The organism is Lentzea aerocolonigenes, from assembly GCF_000974445.1.
Lineage (GTDB): Bacteria > Actinomycetota > Actinomycetes > Mycobacteriales > Pseudonocardiaceae > Lentzea > Lentzea aerocolonigenes.
This window is the reverse complement of the sequence record NZ_BBOJ01000003.1, coordinates 399,698-411,202: the sequence shown is the minus strand read 5'-3', so window position 1 is coordinate 411,202 and position 11,505 is coordinate 399,698. Positions and strand designations below refer to the sequence as shown.

11 protein-coding genes are annotated in these 11,505 nt (G+C 70.4%); 8 read left to right on the top strand and 3 right to left on the bottom strand.

Features of this window, described 5'->3' with window-relative positions; translation table 11 throughout:
• Nucleotides 1–21: 21 nt before the first annotated feature.
• On the bottom strand, nucleotides 22–516 hold the full coding sequence (locus tag AOM45_RS07870) for a putative antibiotic biosynthesis monooxygenase (protein WP_051783129.1): 495 nt from the start codon (nucleotides 514–516) through the stop codon (nucleotides 22–24).
• 409 nt (nucleotides 517–925) lie between these two features.
• On the opposite strand from AOM45_RS07870, the gene AOM45_RS07865 reads away from it, so the two are divergent.
• The 3 genes from AOM45_RS07865 (at nucleotide 926) to AOM45_RS07855 (ending at nucleotide 5,314) form a co-directional block, all read left to right on the top strand.
• On the top strand, nucleotides 926–2,785 hold the full coding sequence (locus tag AOM45_RS07865) for an FAD/NAD(P)-binding protein (RefSeq protein ID WP_051783128.1): 1,860 nt from the start codon (nucleotides 926–928) through the stop codon (nucleotides 2,783–2,785).
• Between the two features lie 94 nt (nucleotides 2,786–2,879).
• A complete protein-coding gene (locus AOM45_RS07860) occupies nucleotides 2,880–4,145 on the top strand; it encodes a lyase family protein (protein WP_156093768.1) in 1,266 nt (421 codons plus the stop codon).
• Nucleotides 4,142–5,314: a 3-deoxy-7-phosphoheptulonate synthase gene (locus AOM45_RS07855; RefSeq protein WP_030467085.1), complete on the top strand. Its 1,173-nt coding sequence runs from the start codon at nucleotides 4,142–4,144 to the stop codon at nucleotides 5,312–5,314. The genes AOM45_RS07860 and AOM45_RS07855 overlap by 4 nt, the downstream gene beginning before the upstream one ends.
• Here AOM45_RS07855 and AOM45_RS07850 read toward each other — a convergent pair.
• Nucleotides 5,292–5,921 carry a TetR/AcrR family transcriptional regulator gene (locus tag AOM45_RS07850; protein WP_030467084.1) on the bottom strand — a complete coding sequence of 210 codons (630 nt, stop codon included), beginning with the start codon at nucleotides 5,919–5,921 and terminating at the stop codon, nucleotides 5,292–5,294. The two genes, AOM45_RS07855 and AOM45_RS07850, sit on opposite strands and share 23 nt — an antisense overlap.
• 131 nt (nucleotides 5,922–6,052) lie before the next feature.
• Between AOM45_RS07850 and AOM45_RS07845 the strand changes: the two genes are divergently transcribed.
• The 5 genes from AOM45_RS07845 (at nucleotide 6,053) to AOM45_RS07825 (ending at nucleotide 11,034) form a co-directional block, all read left to right on the top strand.
• Entirely contained in the window at nucleotides 6,053–6,856 is an 804-nt protein-coding gene (locus AOM45_RS07845) for an SDR family NAD(P)-dependent oxidoreductase (RefSeq protein ID WP_030467083.1), read from the top strand.
• 1 nt (nucleotide 6,857) lies between these two features.
• Nucleotides 6,858–7,985, top strand: a complete 1,128-nt coding sequence (locus tag AOM45_RS07840; protein ID WP_030467082.1) for a DUF5938 domain-containing protein — start codon at nucleotides 6,858–6,860, stop codon at nucleotides 7,983–7,985.
• The gene (locus AOM45_RS07835) at nucleotides 7,985–9,544 is read left to right on the top strand and encodes an acyl-CoA synthetase (RefSeq protein WP_030467081.1); all 1,560 of its coding nucleotides are present in this window, start codon (nucleotides 7,985–7,987) and stop codon (nucleotides 9,542–9,544) included. Before AOM45_RS07840 ends, AOM45_RS07835 begins: the two co-directional genes overlap by 1 nt.
• Nucleotides 9,545–9,637: 93 nt before the next feature.
• The gene (locus tag AOM45_RS07830; protein ID WP_236703203.1) at nucleotides 9,638–10,096 is read left to right on the top strand and encodes a DUF6010 family protein; all 459 of its coding nucleotides are present in this window, start codon (nucleotides 9,638–9,640) and stop codon (nucleotides 10,094–10,096) included.
• Nucleotides 10,093–11,034, top strand: a complete 942-nt coding sequence (locus AOM45_RS07825; protein ID WP_030467079.1) for a helix-turn-helix transcriptional regulator — start codon at nucleotides 10,093–10,095, stop codon at nucleotides 11,032–11,034. Before AOM45_RS07830 ends, AOM45_RS07825 begins: the two co-directional genes overlap by 4 nt.
• Here the strand turns inward: AOM45_RS07825 and AOM45_RS07820 are convergent, their stop codons facing one another.
• A complete protein-coding gene (locus AOM45_RS07820; protein WP_030467078.1) occupies nucleotides 11,035–11,445 on the bottom strand; it encodes a VOC family protein in 411 nt (136 codons plus the stop codon).
• Nucleotides 11,446–11,505: the final 60 nt, after the last annotated feature.

Below are 11,505 nucleotides of genomic sequence, written 5' to 3'. Positions count from 1 at the left end.
GAGGGGGTCGGCGGCGACGGGTCAGGGTGGCTGGAGGCCGCGCCAGGTCGTGGTGGACGGGATCGAGGTGGATGCCTTCGCTGGAGCGGGATCGACTTCGGGCCGGGGAGCGGGTGGCGCCGCCGCGGTGCCTCTGCGCAGCCACGGGCCGAGCACCTTCATCACCTGCGGCATGAGCACCCAGGTCATCAGCCCCGTCACGCACACGCAGAGGACCAGCGTGCGCGCCAGGAGCGGCAGGCCGGTGACGCGCGGGATGACGGTGACGTTGACCAGCAGGACCGCGGGGAAGACAGCGACCAACGTGACCAGTGCGGTCTTCCAGCGAGGTGGGGGCTTCGGCGGCCCGGCGGCCGGCGGTGCCTGCGCCGGCGGTTCAACTCGGGTGGCGAAGCGTCCCACGTACTCGCGCCAGGTGGCGTGAGATCGCGACCGGGCCCACTCGCCCGCGCTCTCCGCGCTGTCGAACCAGCAGATGACCAGCCAGTCACCCGAATCACCCGATGCTTTCTCCATTCTGCCGTCGAGATAGCCCTGTGATCTGGCAGCCGCGCTGAGCAGTCCCTTTACCGACGTGGTGAAACTCGCCATCCTGCCCGGTCGCACCCGGTGTGCGCTGATGACGACACCTTCGTTTTCCCCGGGCATTGGATCGACTGCCTCCACTTGCGCGACGGCTGCTCCGTTCGGTGTCACCGAAAAGCGCGCACATGGATTCATACGGGCGTGTGCGCAGGCGGGTTCAACTGATTCTGTGAGCGCTAACCTCACGTGGATCACACATCGCCGGGCGGAGTATCGGCAGCCCGCGTGCTGGCGCACACGCTCAGTAGTAGCCCCTGGTGCCGTTCAGGTGACCGTTCGGGGTCTTGTTCCGGAAGTTGGTAAATCCATTCTCACCAAATACAGCATTGCGGTCATCGGAATGGGGCCCAGAGGGCTCTCGGTGCTGGAAAGAACGTGTTCCAATTGGGCGCCGCTCGTTCTGGGCGATGAGCTCGTGGTGCACGTCGTGGATCCCGCGGAGCACGGTTGTGGATCTGTGTGGAAGACGCGGCAACCCGCCGGTTTCCTGATGAACACGGTGTGTTCGCAGGTCACGGTTTTCCCTGATGACAGCGTGCCGATGGAAGGTCCGGTCCGGCGCGGCCCCTCGCTGTACGAGTGGTCGCGCTCCGTCGCGTCGACGGCGAGCCACGACTGGGACGCCACGATCCGGGCCGAGGCCAGGCGTCTGGGACCCGATTCCTACCCCACGCGGGCGTTCTACGGGCATTACCTCGTGTGGGCGTTGGGGGAGGTGGTTCGGAACGCGCCCGCGGGCGTGCGGATCGTGCACCACCGGCAGCGTGCGGTGGACGTGACCGGGCGTGAGGTCCGGCTGGCCGACGGAGAGGTGCTCGGCGACCTCGACGCGGTTGTCCTGGCACAGGGCCATCTGCCGGCCCGGCCGGGAGCGCGGGAGCGTTCGTTCGGCGAGTTCGCCGCGACCCACGGCCTGCGGTACGTGCCGCCGGGCAACCCCGCCGACGCCGACCTCACCCTGATCGAACCGGGCGAGCCCACGTTGTTGCTCGGCCTGGGCCTGAACTTCTTCGACCACCTCGCCGTCCTGACCACGGGCCGCGGCGGCCGGTTCGAGCGCCGCGACGGCGTTCTCGCGTACGTCCCTTCCGGCGACGAGCCCCAGCTGTACGCGGGGTCGCGGCGAGGCGTGCCGCTGCACGCTCGCGGTGAGAACCAGAAGGGCGCCCACGGCCGTCATCAGGCGGCTGTGCTGACCGAGGACGTGGTGCGCGCGTTGCGGTCCGCGCCGGTCGACTTCCGCGCGCACCTGTGGCCGTTGATCGCGAAGGAGGTCGAGACGGTCTACTACGCGACCTTGCTGGCGTCACGCCTGGAACCCCTTGGTGTGGCTCGGTTCTCCGCCCGGTACCGGGCGTGTCCTTCGGGTGAGGAGGCGGCACTGCTGGACGAGTACTCCGTTCCGGGGGAGTCGCGCTGGGACTGGACGCGGATCGAGCAGCCGCTGGACCGCGTCTTCGGCTCGCTGGACGAGTTCCGCCCCTGGCTGCTGCGCCACCTGCGCGAGGACGTGGCCAGGGCGGCGCAGGGCAACGTGCGCGGACCGGTCAAGGCGGCCCTCGACGTCCTGCGCGACCTGCGCAACGAGATCCGCGCGGTCGTCGACCACGGCGGCCTGCACGGCCGCTCCCACCGCGACGACCTGGAGCGCTGGTTCAGCCCGCTCAACGCGTTCCTGTCGATCGGCCCGCCCGCCCGGCGGATCGAGGAGATGGCGGCCCTGATCTCCGCCGGCGTGCTGGACGTCCTCGGCCCCGGCACTCGAGTCGAGCCGGGCGAGGGCACGTTCCTCGCGGTCGCCGACCTGCTGGCCGAGCCGCTGCCGGTCTCCGCGGTGATCGACGCGCGCATGCCCACACCGGATGTCCGCACCACGTCCGACGAACTGCTCCGGAACCTGCTCGCCGCCGGACGGTGCAGGCCGCACCGGGTGCCCGACGGGGAAGGCGGCGTGCTGGAGACGGGCGGGCTGGACGTGACGCCGAGGCCTGCTCGGGTGATCGCCGCGGACGGCGTGCCGAACGCCGGGCTGTACGCGTTGGGGGTGCCGACCGAGTCGGTGCACTGGGCGACCGCCGTCGGGATTCGGCCTTGCTCGGCTTCGGCGACCGTCAGCGATGCGGACGCGATCGCGCGGGCGGCGCTGGGCGTGCGGCGGGTGCCTGGGCGGGTGCGTGAGGACGTGAGGAGGGCGATGTGACCTTGCGCCACCACCCCAGGAGGACGACGTGATTCACACCCTGCGCGACACCGGACTCCTCTCCCCGGTCCGCGCCACCACCCGGGTCGAGGCGATGACCTCCGACGACGCCTGGCTGCGGGCCATGTGCGAGGCCGAGGCCGGACTCGCCCGCGCCCAGGCCAGGGTCGGCACCGTTCCCGCCCCGGCTGCCGAGGTCATCACCATGGTCGCCCGCGACGCCTGCCTCGACATCGCCTCGATCGCCGCGCGGTCGCGGGGAGCGGCGAACCCGGTCGTCGCGGTGGTCGAGGACCTCACCGCGCGCGTCGCCGCGATCGACCCCGCCGCCGCCGAGTACGTCCACCGCGGCTCGACCAGCCAGGACGTCCTCGACACCGCCTGCTGCCTGGTCGTCGCGCAGGTCGTGACCCACGTCCGGCGGGACCTCGCCGCGGTGGTCAGCGCGCTGGAGGACCTGGCGGAACGGCACCGGGACACCGTCATGGCCGGCCGCACGCTCACCCAGCACGCCGTGCCCACGACGTTCGGGCTGAAGGCGGCGGGCTGGCTGCACCTGGTGCGGCAGGCGGACGTCCGGGCGCGGGATTTGGTCCACAGTGGACTGCCCGTGCAGATCGGTGGCGCCGCCGGGACCATGGCGGCCTACCTGGAGCACGCCCGGCCGCACTTCGACCGGCTGCCCGCGGACTACACCGCGAACCTCATCACCGCCTATGCCGACGAGCTGGGGCTGGCCGAGCCCGTGGTGCCGTGGCACGTGCTGCGGACGCCGATCGTCGACACCGCCGCGTGGTGCACGCTGGTCACCGGCGCGCTCGGCAAGATCGCCGTCGACGTGCAGTCGTTGTGCCGCACCGAGATCGCCGAGCTCAGCGAGTCCACCGCGGACGGCAAGGGCGTGTCGTCCGCGATGCCGCAGAAGCAGAATCCCAGCCTCGCCACGCTGATCCGGTCCGCGGCGCTCCAGACACCCGGTCTCGCGTCGACCCTCGCCCACTGCCTGCTCGCCGAGGACGAGCGGCCCGCCGGGACCTGGCACGCGGAATGGCAGCCGTTGCGCGAGTGCCTGCGGCTGGCGGGAGGTGCTGCGCACACGGCGGCGGAACTGGTCACCGGTCTGCGCGTCCACCCCGAACGGATGCGGACCAACCTGGAGATCACGGGCTGGACGATCGTGGCCGAACGGCTGTCCGCGCATCTGACGCCACAGCTGGGAAAGGCCGAGGCGATGCGCACGATCGCCGCCGCAGCCCGCGGCGGCGGAACACCACCGGCGGCGCTGGAAGGCCTGTGCGACCCCGCGGACTACCTCGGTGCGGCCGCCGACCTCGTGCAGCGCGTGCTGGACGCCCGGTGACCGCGGCCACCCGGACGTCGTGGGACCCGGCGGTCTGGCGCGACAAACCCGCGGCACACCAGCCGGACTGGCCCGACTCGTGCGAGCTCGCCCGCGCCCGGTTGCAGCTGGCGAGCGCGCCGCCGCTCACCACGCCCGAGGACGTCCGCGCGGTTCGCAACGCGCTCGCCGAGGTGGCCGGAAGCAGGGCGTACGTGGTGCAGGGAGGCGACTGCGCCGAACCGTTCGGTGTCGCCGCACGCCGGGGCGCGCTGGCAAAGGACAGGATCCTGGGCGCGCTGGCGGAGCGGATCAGCCGCGCGCTGGACGTCCCGGTGCTCACGATCGGACGGCTGGCGGGGCAGTTCGCGAAACCGCGCTCGGAACCGACGGAGATCGTCGACGGCCAGGTGGTGCCGACCTTCCGCGGGCTCGCGGTGAACAGCCCGCATCCCGTTGCGGCACTGCGGGTTCCGGACGCCCGGCGCATGGTCACCGCCTACCACACGGCCCGTGCGGTGATGAGGGAGCTGCACGGCATGTGGGTCAGCCACGAGGCCTTGCTGCTGGACTACGAGGAGGCCCTGGTCCGCACGGATCCGCGCACCGGCAGCTCGTACCTGGCGTCCACGCACTTCCCGTGGATCGGCGAGCGCACCCGCGACCCCGGCGGCGGGCACGTCGCTTTCCTCTCCGGCATCGACAACCCCGTCGGGTGCAAGATCGGCCCGAACGCCCTGCCGGAGGACGTCGTCGCACTGTGCGCGAAGCTCGACCCGGAACGCGAACCCGGCAGGCTGACGTTGATCTGCCGCCTCGGACCGCGCGCCCGGACCCTGCTGCCGCCGTTGGTGCGAGCGGTCCGCGAAGCCGGTCATCCGGTCGTGTGGATGTGCGATCCCATGCACGCCAACACGAGGATCACCGGCACCGGCGTCAAGACCCGGTATCTGGACGACGTCGCCGGCGAGGCGGCGGCGTTCCACGAGACCGTCGGCGAACTCGGCGAGTGGCCGGGAGGTCTGCACCTCGAACTCGCGGGGGAGGACGTGACCGAGTGCGTCGGCGGTTCACGCGTGCCGGACGAGACGGCGCTCGCCCGCCGCTACACCTCGCTGTGCGACCCGCGACTCAACAACGAACAGGCGCTGCTCGTGGCCGACGAGGTCAGCGCACGAGCAGGTCGATGACGCCGGGCAGCTCGCCGCGCATCTCCGCGACGGTCTCGGGCCTGTCGGTGAGGTGGTGCAGCAGCGCCCGCTGGAAGATCCCGTCGAGCGTCACGTAGGTGGTGGCCGGTGAGGTCGCGGGCTCGGTGTCGCGCAGCTCGGCGTACCGGCTGATCACCCTCCACACCATGGCTTCCCGGTGGCTGTCGATCTCCAGCACGTCCGCGCGGAACGAGGAGTCGAACAGGCTCTGGTTGCGCAGGTCGTACCAGAGCCGGTGCAGCGTCGCGTCCTCGCTGAGGGTGTCGAAGAACATCGCCACGAACTCGTCGCGCAGCTGTCCGGGACTCGTCGCGCGGGCGACCACCTCGTCGTACCGCGTCACGCAGACCGCCTCGTACTGCCTGACCGCCTCGGTGATCAGATCGCGCTTGTCGGCGAAGTAGTAGTGCAGGACGCCGTGCGAGAACTCGGAGTTCTGCGCGATCTCGCGCAGGCTCGTGCGGGCGTAGCCCAGCTCGGCGAGCGTGTGCAGCGTGGCCACGGCGAGCTCGGTCCGCCTGGCCTCGAACTTGTCCACCTGCCGGCGAGCGATCCGGTCCTGCTTGCTGTCGGCGACTTGTGTCACGTCCGGATCCTAACCTCTGCGCGCCGATTCGTCGGGCAGTCGTCCAAAGAATCTTGGACAGTTGTCAAGGAAAAGCTTGACGACTGTCCAAACGCGTTTAGGGTGTGAGCCAGCTCACCGAGGAGGCCTTGATGACGAGTTATCAGCTGAGCGGGCGAAAAGCACTGGTCACGGGCGGTGCCCGCGGACTCGGCGCCGGGATGGCGGAAGCGCTGGCAGCGGCCGGCGCGGCCGTCGTGATCGGCGACGTCCTGGAGGAGGAGGGCAAGCACACCGCTCAGGCGTTGCGCGACGCGGGCGCGACCGCGGAGTTCGTGCCGTTGGACGTGACCGACGACGAGAGCTGGGCCTCGGCGGTCGGCACCACGGTCGACGTGATCGGCGGACTCGACATCCTCGTGAACAACGCGGGCATCGAGATCACCAGCCTGATCACCGAGCTCGACCCGGCCGACGTGCGCAAGATGCTCGACGTCAACGTGCTGGGCACGGCCCTCGGCATGAAGCACGGCCTGCGCGCCATGTGTCCTGGCGGCTCCGCGGGCAACGGCGGTGCGATCATCAGCGTCGCGTCCGTCGCCGCCACCATCGCCTTCCCCGGCATCAGCGTCTACTCGGCGACGAAGTCCGCGATCGACCGTCTGACCAGGGTGGCCGCCGCGGAGTCCGGCAAGCTCGGCTACGGCGTGCGGGTCAACTGCATCTACCCCGGCCTCACGCCGACGGCGATGGGCAACCAGCTCGCGGTGGACTGCGCGGAGCTGGGCCTGTTCCCCTCGCCGGAGGCGGCCGCGGGCGCGGTCGTCGAGCTGACCCCGCTCGGACGGCTCGGGCAGGTCGACGACATGGCCGACGCCGTGGTGTTCCTGGCTTCCGACGCGTCGAAGTTCATCACCGGAGCGGGGCTTCCGGTCGACGGCGGAATGGGAATGTGACATGCCCACGAACAAGCCTGTCGTCGTCTACGGCGCTTCTGGTTACACCGGCCGCCTGATCTGCGAGTACCTCCGCGAGTACGGCGTCCCGTTCCTCGCGGCGGGCCGGGACGGCAAACGGGTCAAGGAAGCCGTCGACGCGGTCCCCGGCATCCAGACGGTCGACTACGAGATCGTGGAGGTGGAGCACTCCGAGGAGGCGCTCACCGAGGCGTTCTCCGGAGCCAAGGTCGTGCTGAACACCGTCGGGCCGTTCTCCCGCTACGGTCACGAAGCGGTGCGCGCGAGCCTCAACATCGGCGCGCACTACACCGACACCAACGGTGAACAGGACTGGATGATCGACACCGACGCGCAGTACGGTGCCGCGTTCGCGAACCAGAACCTGTTGCTGTCACCCGGAATCGCGCAGATGTACACCGTCGGCGAGATCGCCGCGCAGATCTGCCTGGAGACGCCCGGACTGGACACTTTGGACATCGGAGTGTTCTGGAAGGGTTATCCCACAGTCGCTTCCACCAACACGATCCTCACCAACGCCGCGTTCGCGAAGGCCTACTACCTCGAACAGAACGAGTACGTGGAATGGCCGGCGGACGCCGGGCTCTACGAGCTCGTCGTGCCAGGACAGCACGAGCTCGGGCTCGCGCTGCCGTGGGGCGGCACCGCGCATCCGGTGTGGTTCAAGAGGGATCCGCGGGTCGCGTCGGTGCGTGCGCTCGGCGGTGTGTTCAACCGGCCGTTGATGCTCGGTGTGCCGCAGATCGTCACCGCCGCGCTCCAGCAGATGGAGGGCAAGTCGGACGCGGAGAAGTACCAGATCGTCGACGAGTTCTCCGCGCAGGTGCGCAGCGAGATGCCGCCCAGGGAGAACCCGCGGATCAACATCTCGCTGGACTCGGTGCACGCCTCCGGTCCGCTCGGGCGCGCGCATTGCGTCATCCACGGCAACTGCAACTACAAGCAGACCGCGTTGCTGAACGTGCACGCCGCCGTGCACCTGTTGCAGGACGCTCCTCGCCGGGTCGGGTTCGCCTCGGGCTGTCAGGCGTTCGGCCACCGGGAGCTGCTGGGCGCGCTGCGGTCGTTCGGCCTGGTGCTCGACCCGATCGTCGAAGTGCACCGCTGATGCGACTGTGCGACTACCTCGACAAGGGCGCGTCGCTCGGCGGCGACGCGCCCTGCCTGACCGTCGGTGACGTCTCCCAGAGCTACGCGGAGGTGCGGCGACGCTCGTTCGCGATCGCGGGAGCGTTGCAGGACAGCGGAATCAACCCGGGCGACCGGGTCGCCGTGTTGTCCGCCAACGACCCGCTCGCGCTCACGTGCGTGTTCGGCATCTCGCGCGCCGGGGCGGTGTGGTGCCCGGTCAACCCGCGCAACGAGGCGGCGGAGAACCGGGAGCTGCTGGAGCTGTTCGGCTGCCGGTGCCTGTTCTTCCAGGCGAAGTTCGCGCCGCTCGTCGACCGAATCCGGGGCGACCTGCCCGCGCTCACCACGCTGGTGTGCCTCGACGGTGAGGTCGCCGGCGCGGTCACGTTCGACGAGTGGATTTCCAAGCACAGCAGGGAACCCGACGAGGTGACCGTGGCCGACGACGATCTCTGCGTGCTGGCGGGCACCGGCGGCACGACCGGCAGGCCCAAGGGTGTGCGGCTCACCGGGCACAACCTGGAGACCGCCACCGCGCTGACCCTGATGAGCTACCCGTTCGGCGACAGGCCGCGCTACCTCGCCCTCGCCCCGCTGACGCACTCGGCGGGCGTGCTCACGTTCCCGATCATGGCCCAGGGCGGCGAGACGGTGATCATGCCGGCGCCGGACCTCGGCGAGTTCCTGCGGTTGATCGAGCACCACCGGATCACGCACGCGTTCCTGCCGCCGACCGTGATCTACGGCCTGCTCGACCACCCGGCGCTGGACTCGACGGACCTGAGTTCGTTGCGGTGCCTGTGGTACGGCGCCGCGCCGATGTCACCGGCACGGCTGACCGAGGCGCTGCACCGGATCGGGCCGGTGATGGGCCAGCTGTTCGGCCAGACCGAGGCGCCGAACATGATCGCCACCCTCGCCCCGGCCGACCACTTCCTGCCCGACGGTTCGATCGCGGTCTCGCGGCTGTCCTCGGCGGGCAGGCCGACCCCGTTGACCCAGGTGGCGATCATGGCTCCGGACGGCGCTCTGCTGCCCGCGCGGGAACGTGGCGAGATCGTCGTCCGCGGGCCGCTGGTGATGGCCGGCTACCACGAGAACCCCGGCGCCACGGCCGAGGTGAGCCGGCACGGCTGGCACCACACCGGCGACATCGGTTACCTCGACGAGGACAACTACCTGTTCATCGTCGACCGGACCAAAGACATGATCATCACCGGTGGGTTCAACGTCTACTCGGCCGAGGTCGAGCAGGCGTTGCAGGCTCACCCGGCGGTGCAGGACAGCGCCGTGGTCGGCCTGCCCGACGACAAGTGGGGCGAACGGGTGACCGCGGTCGTGCAGCTGCGTGCCGCGCGGCAGGCCGACGCCGCCGAGCTGACGGCGTTCGTCAAGGAACGGCTCGGCGGCGTGAAAGCGCCCAAGCAGGTGGAGATCTGGGCGGACCTGCCTCGGTCCAAGGTGGGCAAGGTGCTCAAGGCGGAGATCCGGCAACGGCTCACCGGGGAACGAGAGTCACCAACCAGTCGCCCGTGACGCGTCCGGGGATCGCGGCGCTGGCGAGAATCCGGTGGAAGTTGGCGTTCTGGCCAATGGTCGCCGGACGCGCGGCTGGCTAGCTTGCCGATCATGACAATCGTGCTGCCGATCCTGATCGGCCTGGTCTTCGTCGTGCTGATGTCGTTGCTGAAGGAGCCGCACCGCCGCCGGTTCAACGCGGTCTTCGTCGCGGGTGCGGGCGCGGCCTACCTGAGCGGCGGCGGCATGGGCGGCTGGGAGTTCGTGTTCACGGCCGCCGTGACGTACTGCGCCTACCGCGGGCTGGAGTCGTGGACGTTCATCGGCATCGCCTGGCTGCTGCACACCGGCTGGGACGTCGTCCACCACGTCAAGGGCCACCCGATCATCCCGTTCGCCGAGCACTCGTCGCTCGGGTGCGCGATCTGCGACCCGGTCATCGCGCTGTGGTGCCTGACGGGTGGGCGCTCGGTGATCCACGCCACGGCCGCCCGGTGGGGTAGAGGACAGGGGGTGTCCTCTACCGGGGAGAAGGTGAGGCCTGTGTCGTCGAGAAGGTGGTTGCCATGACTCAGGCGTCGGGCCGGTTGCTGTCCCTGCTCTCGCTGCTGCAGGCGCGCCGCGACTGGCCGGGCCAGCTGCTCGCCGAGCGGCTCAACGTCACCCCGCGCACGGTCCGTCGTGACATCGACCGGTTGCGCGAGCTGGGTTATCCCGTGGTGGCGGTGAAAGGACCGGACGGCGGCTACCGGCTCGAAGCGGGCACCGACGTGCCACCGCTGCTGTTCGACGACGACCAGGCGGTGGCGGTGACGGTGGCGTTGCAGCTCGCCGCCGGCTCGGGCGCGGACATCGCCGACGCCGCGACACGTGCGCTGGCGACGATGCGCCAGGTGATGCCGAACCGGTTGCGGCACCGCATCGACGCCGTGCAGGTGACCGTGGTCGACCGTTCGCCGCAGAAGATCGACAGCGCAGTGCTGCTGGCGCTCAGCGCCGCGGTACGAGCGCGCGAGGTCCTGCGGTTCGACTACGAGCACGAGTCGCCTCGCCGCATCGAACCGCACCACCTGATCAACCGGGCCGGGCGCTGGTACCTGGTCGGCTGGGACCTCGGCCGCGACGACTGGCGCGTCTACCGCGCCGACCGGATGACCCCGAAAACGCCCACAGGGCCCCGGTTCAGCCCGCGTGAGGTCCCCGGCGGCGACGTCGTGGCGTTCGTCAACGCCAGGTTCAAGGGCGCCGCGGGAGGGAGGGACGCGTGGCCGTGCCAGGGGGAAGCGGTGATCGACCTGCCCGCCGCCGAGGTGGCGCCGTTCGCCGGTGACGGCATCGTCGAGCCGATCGATGACGACCGGTGCCGCCTCGTCGCGGGGTCGTGGTCGTGGGTCGGGCTGGCGGCGTCGCTGGGTCGTTTCGACGCCGCCGTCCACATCGTCGGTCCGGCGGAGCTGCGGGACGCCGCTTTGGTGCTGGCGCGCCGTTACCGCGACTCCGCCGGATGATCAGGCCGCGACGTCCAGCACCCACGTGATGCCGAAACGGTCCTTGAGCATGCCGTACAGCGGTGCCCACGGCGAGGCCGCCAGCGGGACGACGACCGTGGCGCCGTCGGACAGCTCGTCCCACAACGCGGAGATCTCGTCGGCCGAGTCACCGCGCAGCGACACGAAGAACGGGTCGTCGCCGCGGCTGAACGGCCTGGCCGCGGGCACGTCGTAGGCCATGACGTGGAAGCCGTTCGCGCCGCGGACCTGCCCCCACACGACCTGGCCGGCCTCGTCGGGGTTCTCCACGTTGCCCATGTCCCCGTAGGTGATGACGGCCAGGTCCCCGCCGGAGACCTTCTGGTAGAACTCGAGCGCCTCGCGGGCGTCGCCGCGGAAGTTGAGGTGAGGCGCTGTGGTGACGGACATGACGTGCTCCTGACTGAGTGGAGTTCCGGCGTTCAGGAGCTACTGTTCCGTCCGTAGAGG